The following is a 17,776-nucleotide window of genomic DNA, read 5'->3' as shown; positions in this document are numbered from 1 at the left end:
TGTGCTCCTTTAAATTATGCGCCATTCTTCAAAGATTCAAGATACTCCCAGCGCTCAAAGGCTTGCTCAAGTTCTTGTTCCGCTTCGTTCAGATTAGCTAAAACTTGTTGCGTTTGCTCGTGCGGCTGACTGAAAAAAGCGGCGTCAGCAACCTGAGCTTGTAATGTTTCCAGCTTAGCTTCCAGTTCTTCAAGCAATGCGGGGAGCTGCTCCAGTTCGCGCTGCAGTTTATAGCTTAGTTTGCTCGTGCCACGTTTGACAATTTCTGCTTTAGGAGCAACAGCTTCCTCTGTTTTTTTCACAACGGGCTGTTTAAACGCTACATGCTGCGATTGCTGGCTGCGCGCGTCATGGTAACCGCCGACATAACGACCAATTTTACCACCGCCTTCGAAGATCCAACATTCCGTGACGGTATTATCCACAAACTGACGGTCGTGGCTCACCAGCAGCACGGTGCCCTGATAGCTGTCAATCAGCTCTTCAAGCAGTTCCAGCGTTTCGACGTCAAGATCGTTAGTTGGTTCATCGAGAATTAAAAGATTACTGGGCTTCAGAAACAAACGCGCCAGCAACAGACGATTTCGTTCCCCACCGGAGAGCGCGCGTACTGGCGTCATCGCCCGTTTCGGGTGGAACAAGAAGTCCTGCAGGTAGCCCAGCACATGGCGGGGTTTACCGTTGACCATCACCTCTTGTTTACCTTCGGCCAGATTGTCCATCACGGTTTTATCCGGATCCAGTTCAGCCCGGTGCTGATCGAAATAAGCCACTTCCAGCTTGGTCCCAACATGAATACGTCCACTGTCAGCCTGCAGTTGGCCTAGCATCAGTTTGAGCAGCGTCGTCTTGCCGCAACCATTAGGGCCAATTAACGCAATTTTGTCGCTGCGCTGCACCTGTGCAGAGAAATCTTTTACCAGTTGCTTACCATCAACCTGATAATCCACATTCTCCATTTCGAAGACAATCTTGCCCGAACGGCTCGCCTCTTCAACCTGCATCTTCGCCGTGCCCATCACTTCGCGACGTTCACCGCGCTCGCGACGCATCGCTTTCAGGGCGCGCACACGGCCTTCGTTACGGGTACGACGCGCTTTGATACCCTGGCGGATCCAAACCTCTTCCTGCGCCAGCTTGCGATCAAACTCCGCGTTTTGTAACTCTTCTACCCGCAGCGCTTCTTCTTTCTCCAGCAGATACTGATCGTAGTTCCCCGGATAGGTCACCAGTTTGCCGCGGTCAAGATCAACAATACGCGTCGCCATGTTGCGAATAAATGAACGGTCGTGGGAAATAAAAATGATTGTCCCGTTGAAGGATTTCAGGAACCCTTCCAGCCAGTCGATTGTTTCAATGTCCAGATGGTTCGTCGGTTCATCGAGCAGCAATACGCGCGGATTACTCACCAACGCGCGGCCCAGCGCCGCTTTACGCAGCCAACCACCAGACAGCGACGAAAGCGCGGCGTTAGGATCCAGCCCCAGTTGCGCCAACACTTCATTAATGCGACTTTCGAGCTGCCACAGATTGTGGTGATCGAGCATTTCCTGAACCCGCGCCATCTCATTCAGATTTCTGTCGCTGGGATCGGTCATGACAAGGCGCGAAATATCATGATACCGCTTCAGGTATTCAGCCTGTTCCTCAATACCTTCGGCAACGAAGTCATACACGCTGCCCTCGACATTACGCGGCGGATCCTGTTGCAGACGCGCGACGACCAGATCCTGCTCATAAATAATACGTCCGTCGTCAAGACCCTGTTCACGGTTCAGGATCTTCATCAGCGTCGATTTGCCCGCGCCGTTACGGCCTACCAGACAGACGCGTTCGTTATCCTCGATATGCAGTTCCGCATTATCAAGAAGGGGCGCATCGCTGAACGACAGCCATGCACCATGCATACTGATCAATGACATTTACTTATCCTTTCAGGCTGCGGTAATCAGCCAGCAATTGTGGATCTGACGGTTACGGGCAAAGTCCTGGGAAAGCGTTTTTTGGGTAATTTCTTGTGCTTTCAATCCCAGCTCAGCCAGACCCTCGAGATCCATACGGAATCCACGTTTGTTGTTGGAGAACATGATCGTCCCATCTTTACGTAACAGACGTTTCAGATCTTTCATCAGCGCCAGATGATCGCGCTGCACATCAAACGAATCTTCCATGCGTTTAGAGTTAGAGAACGTTGGCGGATCGATGAAAATCAGATCGAACTGTTCATTGGCATCGCGCAGCCAGCCCAGACAATCAGCCTGAATTAAACGGTGAGCGCGACCACTCAGGCCATTCAGACGCAGGTTGCGTTCCGCCCATTCCAGGTAGGTACGCGACATATCAACCGTCGTGGTGCTCCGCGCGCCGCCCAGTCCGGCATGAACGCTGGCGCTACCGGTGTAGGAGAACAGATTGAGGAAATCCTTACCTTTACTCATCTGACCCAGCATGCGACGCGCAATGCGGTGATCGAGGAACAAACCGGTATCAAGATAGTCAGTCAGGTTCACCCACAGACGTGCGTTGTACTCGCTTACCTCAATGAATTCACCCTTCTCATTCATCTTCTGATACTGGTTCTTGCCTTTTTGACGTTCACGGGTTTTCAGCACCAGTTTATTCGGGGCAATCTCAAGTACCGAGAGCGTAGCGGCAATGGTGTCGAACAGGCGTTGACGCGCTTTCTGCGCATCGACCGTTTTCGGCGGCGCGTATTCCTGCACCACGACCCAGTCACCGTAGCGATCTACCGCCACGTTGTATTCCGGCAGGTCGGCATCGTACAGGCGATAGCATTCAATACCTTCCTGACGCGCCCATTTTTCCAGCTTCTTAAGATTCTTACGCAGGCGGTTGGCATAATCTTCCGCGACCGTGACAGGCTTACTGTCGGCGGTGGTTTCTGCAACGTGATAGTTCTTCTGCACGCAATCCAGCGGACCATTTTTCGCTTTAAATTGCTTATCAGCACGTAATTGCAGGCTGCTGAGCAAATCCGGCGAGGCGCTAAACAGGGACAGATTCCAGCCGCCAAACTGGTTTTTCATTGTGCGCCCCAGCAGGCTGTGCAGGGCAATCAGCGCCGGTTCACTATCCAGACGTTCGCCGTACGGCGGGTTGCTGATAACCGTCCCGTACGGTCCTTTCGGTAACGGGTTGCTCAGTTTGGCGACATCTTTAACTTCAAACGTCATCAGATCGGCAATGCCGGCGCGACGGGCGTTACTGCGTGCTTTTTCAATTACGCGAGCATCGCTGTCAGATCCATAGAAGTGCGAGGTGTAGTCTGCGAGACCCTTACGCGCACGCACCTGCGCTTCGGCTTTAACCTCTTGCCACACAGCGTCATCGTGCTGCGCCCAACCGCTAAAGCCCCAATAACCACGGTGCAGACCAGGCGCACGATCGGTTGCCCACATCGCCGCTTCAATCAGCAGTGTACCGGAGCCACACATCGGATCGAGTAACGGCGTGCCCGGTTGCCAACCTGAACGCATCACAATGGCGGCAGCCAGCGTTTCTTTAATCGGCGCCTGACCTGCGCGATCGCGATACCCACGCTGATGCAGGCCATCACCGCTCAGATCGAGCGCAATACTGGCGGTATCTTTATTCAGCCACACGTTAATACGCAGATCCGGAGATTCACGATCCACATTCGGACGCGGCAGATTTTTACGGGTAAAGGCGTCGACAATCGCATCCTTTACCTTCAGCGCCCCGTACTGACTATTACGAATGGTTTCGTTCAGGCCGCTAAAATGCACCGCAAATGTAGCGCCCGGATTAAATATCTCTGTCCAGTCGATTGCCTGAACACCGAGGTACAGATCAAGATCGCTGTAGACCTTGCACTCTCCCATCGGCAGGATAATGCGCGAGGCCAGGCGGCTCCACATCAGGCTCTGGTAAACAAGCCGCGTGTCGCCCTTAAAATGGACCCCACCCTGAACGACCTGACACTCCAGCGCGCCAAGGTTTTCCAGTTCAGTTTTTAACAGCTCTTCCAGCCCGCGGGCCGTACTGGCAAACAGAGAATTCATAATGTCACTTTTACTCCGAGAAAATTGCTGCGCATTATAGCTAATATGGGCGGTATGTCATAAAGTTGAAGGCTTATTTTCGCTCGAGGGGCTGTACAGTGGTCACGTTAACCCGACTTTTTATTCATCCGGTTAAATCAATGCGCGGTATTGGGCTTACCCACGCTCTGGCAGACGTTAGTGGTCTCGCCTTTGATCGCATATTTATGATTACCGAACCCGACGGGACGTTCATTACCGCCCGACAGTTCCCACAGATGGTGCGTTTTACCCCTTCCCCTTTCCACGATGGATTGCATCTTACGGCGCCAGACGGTAGCAGCGCGCTTGTGCGATTTGCCGACTTCGCCCTGCAGGATGCGCCGACGGAAGTGTGGGGCAACCATTTTACCGCGCGTATTGCGCCAGCGGCTATCAACCAGTGGCTGAGCGGTTTTTTCTCCCGTGACGTGCAGCTTCGCTGGGTTGGTCCGCAGCTGACGCGCCGAGTGAAGCGCCGCGATGATGTTCCGTTATCCTTTGCCGATGGTTATCCCTACCTTTTAACTAACGAAGCGTCATTGCGCGATTTGCAGCAGCGCTGCCCGGCAAGCGTAAAAATGGAGCAGTTTCGCCCCAATCTGGTGGTTTCAGGCGCTGCCGCCTGGGAAGAAGATACCTGGAAAGTGATCCGCATTGGCGAGGTTATTTTTGACGTGGCTAAACCTTGTAGCCGCTGCATTTTCACCACCGTCAGCCCTGAAAAAGGTCAGAAGCATCCGTCCGGCGAACCGCTGACCACGCTGCAAAGCTTTCGCACTGCGACGGATAACGGCGATGTCGATTTTGGTCAAAATCTCATTGCGCGTAACAGTGGCGTGATTCGCGTCGGCGACGAGGTTGAAATTCTGTCCACCGGTCCGGCCAGAGTATATGGCGCGGCAGAAACCGATGATACTGTCCCGGTGCAACAACCCGATGCCACGGTGCTTATCGAGTGGCAGGGACAGACCTTTCGCGGAAATAATCAGCAGGTATTGCTTGAACAGCTGGAAAACCAGGGTATCCGGGTTCCCTACTCATGTCGGGCGGGAATTTGCGGATGCTGTCGAATTCGGTTGGTAGAAGGCGAAGTGAGCCCGCTGAAAAAATCAGCGATTGGAGATGACGGGACAATTCTGTGCTGCAGTTGTGTGCCCAAAACGGCAATCAGGCTGGAAAGTTAAACCGCCTGCTCAAGGCTGAAACTGTCAACCATTGTCTGCGGTTTCAGTCTGTCATTCATGATTTTAATTGCGTCGCCAAGCTGCATGGTGCGTCCGGCAATCACCACACCCGGTTGCGCCAGCAGACAAAGCGCGGCGTTTTCACCCGGCTCAACCACTAACAGGTTTACCTGTTCATCGGTATCGCTTAAATCGACACAGGCAGCGTCCCCTGGCACTGGCGTCCAGTTAATGCCGTGGGCGACAAAGTGCCAACTTTTTGGCATCTGCGGCTTAAGATAACGAATAGCCACCAGCGCATTGAGCACCAGTTCCGCTTTTTGTTCTTTCGCTAAATCCAGGTAGCGGCATTTTTCTTCAAAGGAAAAATAAAGCGCGGCGTCATCAACGCAAAATCCGGAAGGAGTAAAGGCATCAGGCGTGAGCATTTTACGAGCAAAACGCGAACGGAATAACATACCATTGGCTAAATCGAGCATCATACGATCGTGCTCTTCATCATAATACCAGCGCCAGTTATCGTCGGGTTTAATTCGCATCAGTTTCTCTCCTTTCCTTAATCATCGCCGTTACGACAGTATCCTTTTGCCGCTTCGTTTATTGCCCTAATAATAAAAGCTCAGAATGTTTAAATAAGCAACAGTTAAGGAATATAAAACAACCAGGGCTAGAAATAAAGCCCTGGATTGTGATTAAGGTAGCATTCAGATATTGGTGACGATTTCTTTAATCAACGGCGGGCCTTTAAAAATAAAGCCCGAATAAATCTGTACGAGGGTTGCGCCGGCGGCTATTTTCTCGCGCGCGGCAATCACCGAGTCAATACCGCCAACGCCAATAATTGGCAACTGACCATTTAATTCCTGAGACAACTGGCGAATAATTTCTGTACTTTTTAATTGTAACGGACGACCGCTCAGTCCCCCCATTTGATCGCAATTTTTCATTCCCTGTACGAGAGAACGATCGAGAGTGGTGTTAGTTGCAATTACACCATCAATATTATGCCGAACTAAACTGTCGGCAACCTGGATCAGTTCTTCGACGGAAAGATCCGGCGCGATCTTTACGGCCACCGGAACATATTTATGGTGGATCGCTTGCAGATCGTTTTGCTTATTTTTAATTGCCGTCAGCAGATCATCCAGCGCTTCACCGTATTGCAGCGTGCGTAATCCCGGCGTATTCGGTGAAGAGATATTAATCGCGATATAACCGGCATAAGCATAGACTTTTTCCATACAAATCAGATAGTCATCTTTGCCGTTTTCTACCGGAGTATCTTTATTCTTACCAATATTAATGCCGAGAATGCCGTCAAAATGTGATTTCTTAACGTTCTCTACCAGGTTATCAACACCCAGGTTATTGAATCCCATGCGGTTGATCAAACCTTCCGCATCCACCAGACGGAACAGACGTGGTTTATCGTTCCCGGGCTGGGGGCGTGGCGTCACGGTACCAATCTCAATTGAACCGAATCCCATCGCACCGAGCGCATCAATGCACTCCCCGTCTTTATCCAGTCCGGCAGCAAGCCCGAGCGGATTTTTAAACGTCAGCCCCATACAGGTAACCGGTTTTGCGGGTACTTTCTGGCGGACAAGCGCTTCGAGCGGCGTGCCGGTAATGCGACGTAACTGCTGGAATGTCAATTCATGAGCGCGCTCAGGATCGAGCTGGAAAAGGGCTTTACGAACGAAGGGGTAGTACATGAACTCTCCTGGATTCCCGGTGTGCAAACCGGGGGCATATTATGTGCGATCGCGAGCAAAAAGGGAATTGACCTGCGGCAATAAATAGCAATCGTTTTCCTGCTTCTGCCGTTTTATTCATTTTTCAACTTTTCTATCCCGTATAAATCATTTCGATAAACAAAATCTCTCTGCCAGACTGCACGAATTGTTATCAATGTTAAATAAAAGCGAACAATTAGTTATAAGGGGAGATTGAAATTATGCGCGTCATTACTCTGGCGGGAAGTCCACGCTTCCCCTCTCGCTCCAGCGCCTTACTGGAATACGCCCGGGAAAAACTGAACGGCCAGGATGTCGAAGTCTGTCACTGGAATCTGCACAACTTTGCCCCAGAAGACCTGATCTATGCGCGCTTCGACAGCCCGGCGCTGAAAACCTTTGTCGAACAACTGCACGACGCCGACGGATTGATTGTTGCAACGCCGGTCTACAAAGCAGCTTACTCCGGAGCGTTGAAAACGTTGCTCGATCTGCTTCCCGAACGCGCACTGGAAGGAAAAGTGGTTTTGCCGCTGGCAACAGGCGGTACCGTGGCGCATTTACTGGCCGTTGATTACGCGCTTAAGCCAGTGCTGAGCGCGTTAAAAGCCCAGGAAATCCTGCACGGTGTTTTTGCTGATGATTCACAGGTCATTGATTATCAGCATAAACCGCAGTTTACGCCCAACCTGCAACTGCGTCTGGACAATGCGCTCGACACCTTCTGGCTGGCGTTGCATCGTCGTGATGTCCAACTTCCTCAATTGAATGCTCTGCGAGGTGCCGCCCATGCTTAATCTGCTCAAGCGTCACACGCCGTGGTTGGCGTTGACCGGATTGCTGTCACTTTCAACGCTCGTCCATGCCGCAGAGTCTGCACCAGACGCGCTGCGCATAGGTTACCAGAAAGGAAGCGTCAGTATGGTGCTGGCAAAAAGCCATCAGTTACTGGAGAAACGCTACCCACAGACCAAAATCTCGTGGATTGAGTTTCCGGCAGGGCCGCAAATGCTGGAAGCACTCAATATTGGCAGTATCGATCTCGGCAGTACCGGTGACATTCCACCGATTTTCGCCCAGGCCGCCGGAGCCGATCTGGTTTACGTTGGCGTCGAGCCGCCCAAACCAAAAGCCGAAGTGATTCTGGTGCCCAAAAACAGCCCGATCCAGAGCGTTGCGCAGCTCAAAGGGCATAAAGTCGCCTTCCAGAAAGGTTCCAGCGCCCACAATTTACTGCTGCGAGCCTTACAACAGGCCGGGCTGAAATTTACCGATATTCAACCAACATATCTGACACCCGCAGATGCCAGAGCAGCCTTCCAGCAAGGTAACGTTGATGCGTGGGCTATCTGGGATCCTTACTATTCCGCCGCGTTGCTGCAGGGTGATGTGCGCGTGCTAAAAGATGGCTCAGACCTCAAACAGACCGGCTCCTTTTATCTCGCCGCGCGTCCTTATGCCGAGAAAAATGGCGCGTTTGTTCTTGGCGTGCTGGATACCTTTAGCCAGGCTGATGCGTTAACCCTCAGCCAGCGCCAGCAAAGTATTACCCTGCTGGCCAAAACCATGGGACTGCCAGAGCCGGTGATTGCGTCTTATCTTGATCACCGGCCGCCAACGACCATCTCACCCGTCAGCGCCTCGGTTGCCGCCCTGCAACAACAAACCGCCGATCTGTTTTATGACAATCGTCTGGTGCCGAAAAAAATCGATATTCGCCAGCGTATCTGGCAACCCACTCAGCAGACAGGAGCAAAATTATGAGTCTGAACATGTTCTGGTTTTTACCCACCCACGGGGATGGCCACTATCTGGGGACGGAAGAAGGCTCGCGTCCGGTCGATCAAAGTTATCTGCAGCAAATCGCGCAGGCTGCCGATCGCCTGGGATTTACCGGCGTTTTGATCCCAACCGGTCGCTCCTGTGAAGATGCCTGGCTGGTAGCCGCCTCCATGATCCCTGTTACTCAGCGGCTCAAGTTTTTGGTCGCGCTGCGTCCAAGCGTAACCTCGCCAACGGTTGCCGCACGCCAGGCTGCAACGCTCGACAGACTCTCTAACGGTCGGGCGCTGTTTAACCTGGTGACCGGCAGCGATCCGCAGGAGCTGGCTGGCGACGGCGTGTTTCTTGATCATACAGAGCGCTATGAAGCTTCTGCTGAATTCACCCAGATCTGGCGTCGGCTGTTACAGGGAGAAACGGTGGATTTCAACGGCAAACATATGCACGTCCGCGGCGCGAAGCTGTTTTTTCCTCCCGTACAACAACCCTGGCCGCCGCTTTATTTCGGCGGTTCTTCCGATGTCGCGCAAGACCTGGCTGCCGAGCAGGTTGATCTCTATCTGACCTGGGGCGAACCGCCTGAACAGGTGAAAGAGAAGATTGAGCAAGTGCGAGCCAAAGCAGCAGCGCTTGGACGCAAGATCCGCTTTGGTATTCGTTTGCATGTGATCGTGCGGGAGACGACGGATGAGGCGTGGCAGGCAGCGGAGCGTCTGATTTCGCATCTTGATGACGACACGATTGCCAAAGCCCAGGCCGCCTTCTCAAGAACAGATTCGGTTGGCCAACAGCGGATGGCCGCGCTGCACAACGGTAAACGCGACAAACTGGAAATAAGCCCGAACCTGTGGGCAGGCGTTGGGCTGGTGCGTGGCGGCGCCGGAACCGCGCTGGTCGGCGACGGCCCGACCGTCGCAGCGCGCATAAACGAGTACGCCGCGCTGGGTATCGACAGCTTTGTGCTGTCGGGGTATCCGCATCTGGAAGAGGCGTACAAAGTTGGCGAGCTACTGTTCCCGCATCTGGATGTTTCGATACCTGAAATTCCACAGCCACAGCGTCTGCACCAACAAGGCGAAGCGGTGGCTAACGAATTTATTCCCCGTAAGGTCGCGCAAAGCTAAGGAGCACGCTGATGACAACACCGAAAAACAGGTGGCTATTGCGCCTCGCACCCTGGTTTTTGCCGGTAGGTCTGGTGGCGCTCTGGCAGATAGCCTCGTCAATGGGCTGGCTATCCACCCGCATCTTGCCCTCCCCGGAAGGCGTTGTCGAAGCCTTCTGGACACTTTCCGCCAGCGGCGAGCTTTGGCAGCATCTGGCGATCAGTTCCTGGCGCGCGCTGATCGGATTCTCGATCGGTGGATCGTTGGGTTTGACGCTGGGACTCATCAGCGGTCTTTCACGCTGGGGGGAACGCCTGCTGGATACGTCGATACAGATGCTGCGCAACGTACCCCATCTGGCGCTGATCCCGCTGGTGATTTTGTGGTTCGGCATTGATGAATCGGCGAAGATCTTTCTCGTCGCCTTGGGCACACTGTTCCCGATTTACATCAACACCTGGCACGGGATCCGCAATATCGATCGCGGCCTGGTGGAGATGGCGCGCAGCTATGGATTGTCCGGCTTTTCACTGTTTATCCATGTGATCCTCCCCGGCGCCCTGCCCTCGATTATGGTTGGCGTACGTTTTGCTCTCGGACTGATGTGGCTGACGTTGATCGTTGCGGAAACCATTTCCGCCAATGCCGGCATTGGTTATCTGGCGATGAATGCGCGAGAATTTCTGCAAACCGACGTGGTGGTAGTGGCCATCATTCTCTACGCCCTGCTCGGCAAACTTGCCGATGTCAGCGCCCAACTGCTGGAGCGAGTCTGGCTGCGCTGGAACCCGGCTTACCATGTGAAGGAGGCTACTGTATGAATACCGCTCGCTTGAATCAGGGTACGCCGCTTTTGCTGAGCGCCGTGACCAAACAATACGCCGCCAATACAGTGCTGAATCAATTAGATCTGCATATTCCGGCAGGGCAATTTGTTGCCGTAGTGGGCCGCAGCGGCGGTGGCAAAAGCACCTTGCTGCGCCTGCTGGCTGGGCTGGAATCGCCCACTTCAGGCGCATTACTTGCCGGAACTACCCCGCTGGCAGAGATTCAGGATGATACGCGCATGATGTTTCAGGATGCGCGTCTGCTGCCATGGAAAACGGTTATTGATAACGTTGGTCTGGGGCTGAAAGGTCAATGGCGCGATGCGGCCCGTAATGCGTTGGCCGCTGTTGGCCTCGAAAACCGGGCACAGGAGTGGCCTGCCGCCCTGTCTGGCGGCCAAAAACAGCGCGTGGCCCTGGCGCGGGCATTAATTCACCGCCCTGGCCTGCTGTTACTGGATGAACCGCTCGGCGCGCTGGATGCGTTAACCCGTCTTGAGATGCAGGATCTGATCGTCTCGCTATGGCAGGACCACGGCTTTACGGTGCTGCTGGTGACGCACGATGTCAGTGAAGCCGTCGCAATGGCAGACCGCGTGCTGTTGATCGAAGAGGGTAAAATCGGGCTGGATCTGACGGTGGATATTCAGCGCCCCCGCCGTTTGGGATCGGTGCGGTTAGCCGAACTGGAAGCGGAAGTGTTGAACCGGGTGATGAAGCGTGGCGAGACGGAACAACCGATCCGTCGGCATGGATAACCACTCAGAAAACAAGGCCCGATAGCGATTACCGGGCCTTTTGCCGGATGGCGACGTTACCGCCTTATCCGGCCTACAAAATTACAGGTCAACGTTTCAGGCTAACGCTTTGTCAATCTTCTCGAACAGATCGCCGGAGAGATTCTCGAGGCCTTTCAACTGTTCCAGCGCCGCACGCATCTTCGCCTGACGTTTGGCATCATAGCGTTTCAAACGAATCAACGGCTCAATCAGACGTGACGCCACCTGTGGATTGCGGCTGTTCAGCTCAGTCAGCATATCGACCAGGAACTGATAGCCGCTGCCATCTTCCGCATGGAAAGCCGCCGGGTTGCTGCCCGCAAAAGCACCAATCAGGGAACGAATACGGTTCGGGTTACTCATACTGAAGGAACGATGCTTCAGCAGACCGCGTACCGTTTCCAGCACGTTTCTCGCCGGGCTGGTGGATTGCAGGATAAACCATTTATCCATTACCAGACCGTCATGATGCCATTTATCGTCATACTCCTGCATCAATGCGTCACGGCATGGCAGTTGCGCCGCCACCGCAGCGGACAGCGCCGCCAGGGCGTCAGTCATATTGTTCGCTTCGCGGTACTGCTTGCTAACCAACGTGTCAGCCAGATGGGTTTCGCCAAAGGCCAGGAAGCGCAGGCAGGCATTGCGCAGCGTACGCTTACCAATATCAGCATGCTCAACGCGGTACTCGTCAAGATGATTAGCGTTATAGATAGCGAGGAATTCATCCGCCAGCTCAGCCGCCAGCGTGCGGGTCAATGCTTCGCGAACTTCCGTTATCGCGACCGGATCGATGATATCGAACAGTTCGGCGATTTCATTTACCGAAGGCAACGTCAGGATCTCTGCCGCCAGCGCCGGATCGATTTTCTCATCGAGCAAAATCGCGCGGAAAGCATCGGCCACATGTACCGGCAGCGACAACGGCTGACCCTGCTGATGACGGGCAACGTTGAGCTTAATATAGGTCGCCAGCAGACTTTGCGCCGCATCCCAACGAGAGAAATCGTTACGCGCATGACGCATCAGGAAGGTCAGTTGCTGATCGCTCCATTTGTATTCCAGTTTTACCGGTGCGGAGAATTCGCACAGCAGTGCCGGAACCGGCTGGAAGTAGACGTTATCAAAGACAAACGTCTGTTCTGCCTGGGTCACGTTGAGCACAGCATTCACCGGATGCCCGCCTTTTTGTAGCGGGATCACTTTCCCTTCGTTGTCATACAACTCGAGGGCGAAAGGAATATGCAGCGGTTGTTTCTCGGCCTGATCCGGCGTGGCTGGCGTACGCTGGCTGATAGTCAGCGTGTATTGTTCCGTTGACGGATTGTAGTCATCACGCACGGTCAGAATCGGCGTACCGGACTGACTGTACCAGCGGCGGAAATGAGAGAGATCGACATTGGACGCATCTTCCATCGCCTGCACGAAATCATCACAGGTAGCAGCGCTGCCGTCATGACGCTCAAAGTACAGCTGCATCCCTTTCTGGAAGTTAGTCTCACCCAGCAGAGTGTGGATCATACGAATGACTTCAGCGCCCTTTTCATACACGGTCAGGGTATAGAAGTTGTTCATTTCGATGACCATATCCGGGCGGATCGGGTGCGCCATCGGGCTGGCGTCTTCGGCAAACTGCAGGCCGCGCATGGTACGTACATTGCTGATACGGTTTACCGCACGTGAGCCGAGATCGGAACTGAACTCCTGATCGCGGAACACGGTTAAACCTTCTTTCAGGCTCAACTGGAACCAGTCGCGACAGGTCACACGGTTGCCGGTCCAGTTATGGAAATATTCGTGACCAATAACGCGTTCAATATCAAGATAGTCTTTGTCGGTGGCCGTATCGGTGCGGGCCAGCACATATTTGGAGTTAAAGATGTTCAGACCTTTATTCTCCATCGCACCCATATTGAAGAAGTCGACGGCGACAATCATATAGATGTCGAGGTCATACTCAAGGCCGAAACGCTCCTCATCCCATTTCATGGAGTTTTTCAGCGAGGTCATTGCCCACGGCGCACGGTCCAGATTGCCGCGATCGACATACAGTTCCAGCGCCACTTCACGTCCTGAGCGGGTGGTAAAGGTGTCACGCAGGACGTCGAAATCACCGGCTACCAGCGCAAACAGATAGCACGGTTTCGGGAACGGATCCTGCCACTGCACCCAGTGACGACCGTTTTCCAGTTCACCCTGCGCCACGCGGTTGCCGTTAGAGAGCAGGAACGGATATTGGGTTTTATCGGCGATAATTTTGGTGGTAAAACGCGCCAGAACATCGGGTCTGTCGAGATACCAGGTAATATGGCGGAACCCTTCTGCTTCACACTGGGTGCACAGCGCATCGCCAGACTTATACAGTCCTTCCAGCGCGGTATTGGCCGCCGGGCTAATTTCATTCACGATACGCAGCGTAAAACGTTCCGGCAGTTGACTGATGACCAGAGCGCCCTCTTCTTCTTTATACTCTGTCCACGGCTCGTCGTTCACGTGGATTGACACCAGGGTCAGATCTTCGCCATCCAGGCGCAGCGGCGCACTGGATGCACCATGACGGACAGCCTGGCTCACGGCGGTGACCACGGTTTTTTCAGCATCCAGGTCAAAGGTCAAGTCAATATCAGTAATCTGGTAATCCGGCGCACGATAGTCGTGACGGTATTTGGCTTGTGGCTGTTGTGTCATAAAAAAACCTTTAGCATCTTTGGTAGAGTCTCGGCTTCAGTCTATTCCTGTTGCGTAAATCGCGCTACGCAGAATGTTCATCTTTTCAGGCACAAACACCCTTTTTGCTACATTTTCATAACACGCGGCACGAATTGCCCTCGACCAGAAAGACAGCTTATGGTGTGATCGGGGTTCAATAAATCGCTAAACAGGGTATACTCCAGCGGTTTTCTTAGTTGTTTATTGTACTAAACGCTCCCGTGAGAGGATGCTACTGCGCACCTATGACACAATTCGCTTCTCCTGTTCTGCACTCGCTGCTGGATACAGACGCTTATAAGTTGCATATGCAGCAAGCCGTTTTTCACCACTACTATGATGTACAAGTAGCGGCTGAATTTCGTTGCCGTGGCGATGACCTGCTCGGTATTTATGCCGATGCTATTCGTGAGCAGGTGAATGCCATGCAGCACCTGCGACTGCAGGAGGACGAGTACCAGTGGCTCTCCGGCCTGCCTTTCTTTAAAGCTGATTACCTCGCCTGGTTACGTGATTTCCGCTATAACCCGGAACAGGTGTGCGTCACCAACGATAACGGCAAGCTGAACATCCGCTTAACCGGTCCATGGCGTGAAGTGATCATGTGGGAAGTCCCGCTGCTGGCGGTTATCAGCGAACTGGTGCACCGTTACCGTTCGCCCGAATCAGGCGTCCCACAGGCGCTCCATGAGCTGGAAAGCAAACTAGTCGAATTCTCTGCTTTAACGAAAGATGTCGATATGTCCCGCTTCCATCTGATGGATTTCGGTACGCGCCGCCGTTTTTCACGCGAAGTACAGCAGGCCATTGTGAAACGCCTGCAGCAAGAATCCTGGTTTGTCGGCACCAGCAACTACGATCTCGCCCGTCGTCTGTCATTAACCCCGATGGGTACGCAAGCGCATGAGTGGTTCCAGGCTCATCAGCAAATCAGCCCGGAGCTTGCCACCAGCCAGCGCGTTGCGCTGGCCGCATGGTTAAATGAATATCCTGACCAACTCGGGATTGCGCTGACGGACTGCATCACCATGGATGCGTTTTTACGCGACTTTGGCGTTGAATTTGCGACCCGTTACCAGGGCTTACGTCACGACTCTGGCGATCCGGTTGAATGGGGTGAAAAAGCCATTGCCCACTATGAAAAACTAGGGATTGATCCGCTGAGCAAAACGCTGGTGTTCTCCGATAACCTCGATCTGAAAAAAGCGATTGAGCTCTACCGCCACTTCTCTTCTCGCGTACAGTTGAGTTTTGGCATTGGTACACGGCTAACGTGTGATATTCCGCAGGTTAAGCCGCTCAATATTGTTATCAAGCTGGTGGAATGTAACGGCAAACCGGTAGCGAAGTTATCTGATAGCCCCGGTAAAACCATCTGCCACGATAAAGCGTTTGTTCGTGCGTTGCGCAAAGCTTTCGATTTGCCGCATATTAAAAAAGCCAGTTAATCTTCACAGGGAGCCACATCGGCTCCCTTTTCGCGTTTATTTCCGAAATCTTTCACTCCAGCAACGAATTCTGCTTGTCTGATTGCAGATGCCAGGTAACATAGGTATCCCCCCCATTACGGGTGGACATGTGTTTATATATCCGACTATTAACAGAGAGAATATTATGAGCGTTGTGCCTGTAGCCGACGTACTCCAGGGCCGCGTAGCCGTTGACAGCGAAGTCACCGTGCGCGGATGGGTACGTACCCGCCGAGATTCAAAAGCTGGCATCTCCTTCCTCGCCGTTTATGACGGTTCCTGCTTTGATCCTGTACAGGCCGTCATCAATAATTCTCTGCCCAATTACAATCAGGACGTATTGCGCCTGACAACCGGCTGTTCAGTTATCGTAACGGGTAAAGTCGTTGCGTCGCCTGGACAGGGACAGAGCTTTGAAATTCAGGCCACTGAGGTTGAAGTCGCGGGCTGGGTTGAAGATCCTGACACCTACCCGATGGCGGCCAAGCGTCACAGCATTGAGTATCTGCGTGAAGTCGCGCACATGCGTCCGCGTACCAACATGATTGGTGCGGTAGCACGTGTACGTCATACGCTGGCGCAAGCGCTGCATCGCTTCTTCCATGAGCAGGGTTTCTTTTGGGTATCCACGCCGCTGATCACCGCTTCCGACACAGAAGGTGCCGGTGAAATGTTCCGTGTTTCTACGCTGGATCTGGAAAACCTGCCGCGTAACGATCAGGGAAAAGTCGATTTCGATAAAGACTTCTTCGGTAAAGAAGCCTTCCTGACCGTTTCCGGTCAGTTGAACGGCGAAACCTACGCCTGCGCCCTGTCCAAAATTTATACCTTTGGCCCGACGTTCCGTGCAGAAAACTCTAACACCAGCCGTCACCTGGCGGAGTTCTGGATGCTGGAGCCAGAAGTGGCTTTCGCTAACCTGGACGACGTGGCTGGCCTCGCTGAAGCCATGCTGAAGTATGCTTTCAAGGCCGTACTGGCAGAGCGTGCGGATGATATGAAATTCTTCGCTGAACGCGTCGACAAAGACGCGATTTCACGCCTGGAACGTTTCATTGACGCCGACTTCGCGCAGGTGGACTACACCGACGCGGTAAGCATTCTCGAAAAATGCGGCAAACAGTTTGAAAACCCGGTTTACTGGGGTGTGGATCTCTCTTCCGAGCACGAACGTTATCTTGCTGAAGAGCACTTTAAAGCGCCGGTCGTGGTTAAAAACTACCCGAAAGATATCAAAGCGTTTTATATGCGCCTTAACGAAGACGGTAAAACCGTTGCGGCAATGGACGTACTGGCTCCGGGAATCGGTGAAATCATCGGTGGTTCTCAGCGTGAAGAGCGTCTGGACGTGCTGGATGCCCGTATGCTGGAGATGGGTCTGAATAAAGAAGATTACTGGTGGTATCGCGACCTGCGCCGCTACGGTACCGTTCCGCATTCCGGCTTCGGCTTAGGCTTCGAGCGTCTGATTGCCTACGTTACTGGCGTGCAGAACGTCCGTGATGTCATTCCGTTCCCGCGTACTCCGCGTAACGCCAGCTTCTAAAACTGAATTTTTAATCCAAAGGCCAGCATTCATTGCTGGCCTTTTTTGTAACCGCGCCACGTTACAGGGATCCCCATAACACGTTAAATACAACCCTTCGCCTCCCCTCTTCCTGTTACGTAATATTTCACAGCAACACATTCGAACAAAAAATAATCAGCAGTTTTATTGTGGATTAGCATTTTCTGATTAAATAGTACATTTTTTAACCTTTCACATGGCTGTCCAGATGTCCATAAATCACCTTCAGTTAAATCAGTTCTTTTAGTCATAGCGAAGAAAAAGCGGTCTTAGCAAAATTAAATATAAGAAAATCATATAAATAGAAATAACAGGGGTGGTTTTTAGCGCGGAGACATCTGAAGTTTGAAGTTGTTCACAAAGTTGCACAAAAATAACATATTGTTACACATTTTTTCTTTTTGAAACCAAATCTTTATATTTGTAGCACTTTGAGAGTAGCGAAACGATAGTTTGAATGGAAAGATGCCTGTCAGACACATAAAGACACCAAACTCTCATCAATAGTTCCGTAAATTTTTATTGACGGAATTTATTGGCGGCAGTGGCAGGT

The 17,776-nt window shown here is 52.7% G+C and carries 13 protein-coding genes; 8 read left to right on the top strand and 5 right to left on the bottom strand.

All coding sequences use genetic code 11. The features are described from left to right. Positions 1-14: 14 nt before the first annotated feature. Both FDW97_RS00295 and rlmKL read right to left on the bottom strand, forming a co-directional pair. Positions 15-1,922: an ABC transporter ATP-binding protein gene (locus FDW97_RS00295; protein ID WP_121528844.1), complete on the bottom strand. Its 1,908-nt coding sequence runs from the start codon at positions 1,920-1,922 to the stop codon at positions 15-17. A 12-nt stretch (positions 1,923-1,934) separates the two neighbouring features. Beyond that, positions 1,935-4,043, bottom strand: coding sequence for a bifunctional 23S rRNA (guanine(2069)-N(7))-methyltransferase RlmK/23S rRNA (guanine(2445)-N(2))-methyltransferase RlmL (gene rlmKL, locus FDW97_RS00290; RefSeq protein ID WP_137350471.1), 2,109 nt, complete (start codon positions 4,041-4,043; stop codon positions 1,935-1,937). 98 nt (positions 4,044-4,141) lie between these two features. Between rlmKL and FDW97_RS00285 the strand changes: the two genes are divergently transcribed. Then, positions 4,142-5,248 carry a YcbX family protein gene (locus FDW97_RS00285; RefSeq protein WP_137350470.1) on the top strand — a complete coding sequence of 369 codons (1,107 nt, stop codon included), beginning with the start codon at positions 4,142-4,144 and terminating at the stop codon, positions 5,246-5,248. Here the strand turns inward: FDW97_RS00285 and zapC are convergent. Beyond that, the gene (zapC, locus tag FDW97_RS00280; protein WP_038639397.1) at positions 5,245-5,787 is read right to left on the bottom strand and encodes a cell division protein ZapC; all 543 of its coding nucleotides are present in this window, start codon (positions 5,785-5,787) and stop codon (positions 5,245-5,247) included. The two genes, FDW97_RS00285 and zapC, sit on opposite strands and share 4 nt — an antisense overlap. Positions 5,788-5,952: 165 nt before the next feature. Continuing rightward, positions 5,953-6,963 carry a quinone-dependent dihydroorotate dehydrogenase gene (gene pyrD, locus FDW97_RS00275; protein WP_038639394.1) on the bottom strand — a complete coding sequence of 337 codons (1,011 nt, stop codon included), beginning with the start codon at positions 6,961-6,963 and terminating at the stop codon, positions 5,953-5,955. A gap of 242 nt (positions 6,964-7,205) precedes the next feature. Here pyrD and ssuE point away from each other — a divergent pair, with 242 nt between their 5' ends. From ssuE to ssuB, 5 genes are read left to right on the top strand one after another with little or no spacing between them, the layout of a single operon-like run. Continuing rightward, positions 7,206-7,781: an NADPH-dependent FMN reductase gene (gene ssuE / locus FDW97_RS00270; protein ID WP_061381850.1), complete on the top strand. Its 576-nt coding sequence runs from the start codon at positions 7,206-7,208 to the stop codon at positions 7,779-7,781. Continuing rightward, the gene (locus FDW97_RS00265) at positions 7,774-8,748 is read left to right on the top strand and encodes a sulfonate ABC transporter substrate-binding protein (protein WP_087857549.1); all 975 of its coding nucleotides are present in this window, start codon (positions 7,774-7,776) and stop codon (positions 8,746-8,748) included. Before ssuE ends, FDW97_RS00265 begins: the two co-directional genes overlap by 8 nt. Then, on the top strand, positions 8,745-9,890 hold the full coding sequence (ssuD, locus tag FDW97_RS00260) for an FMNH2-dependent alkanesulfonate monooxygenase (RefSeq protein ID WP_087857550.1): 1,146 nt from the start codon (positions 8,745-8,747) through the stop codon (positions 9,888-9,890). Before FDW97_RS00265 ends, ssuD begins: the two co-directional genes overlap by 4 nt. 11 nt (positions 9,891-9,901) lie before the next feature. Next, positions 9,902-10,693, top strand: coding sequence for an aliphatic sulfonate ABC transporter permease SsuC (ssuC, locus tag FDW97_RS00255; protein WP_038639375.1), 792 nt, complete (start codon positions 9,902-9,904; stop codon positions 10,691-10,693). After that, positions 10,690-11,457 (top strand): aliphatic sulfonates ABC transporter ATP-binding protein, encoded by a 768-nt coding sequence (ssuB, locus tag FDW97_RS00250; protein WP_087857551.1) that lies wholly within the window; start codon positions 10,690-10,692, stop codon positions 11,455-11,457. The genes ssuC and ssuB overlap by 4 nt, the downstream gene beginning before the upstream one ends. A 96-nt stretch (positions 11,458-11,553) precedes the next feature. Here the strand turns inward: ssuB and pepN are convergent, their stop codons facing one another. Next, a complete protein-coding gene (gene pepN, locus FDW97_RS00245; protein ID WP_137347932.1) occupies positions 11,554-14,166 on the bottom strand; it encodes an aminopeptidase N in 2,613 nt (870 codons plus the stop codon). Positions 14,167-14,432: 266 nt separating this feature from the next. Here pepN and pncB point away from each other — a divergent pair, with 266 nt between their 5' ends. Both pncB and asnS read left to right on the top strand, forming a co-directional pair. After that, the gene (gene pncB / locus FDW97_RS00240) at positions 14,433-15,635 is read left to right on the top strand and encodes a nicotinate phosphoribosyltransferase (RefSeq protein ID WP_069323257.1); all 1,203 of its coding nucleotides are present in this window, start codon (positions 14,433-14,435) and stop codon (positions 15,633-15,635) included. 166 nt (positions 15,636-15,801) lie between these two features. Continuing rightward, the gene (gene asnS / locus FDW97_RS00235; RefSeq protein WP_038639361.1) at positions 15,802-17,202 is read left to right on the top strand and encodes an asparagine--tRNA ligase; all 1,401 of its coding nucleotides are present in this window, start codon (positions 15,802-15,804) and stop codon (positions 17,200-17,202) included. Positions 17,203-17,776: the final 574 nt, after the last annotated feature.

Source organism: Citrobacter sp. wls708, assembly GCF_005281255.1.
GTDB lineage: Bacteria > Pseudomonadota > Gammaproteobacteria > Enterobacterales > Enterobacteriaceae > Citrobacter > Citrobacter werkmanii.
This window is presented reverse-complemented; position numbering and strand designations above follow the sequence as displayed.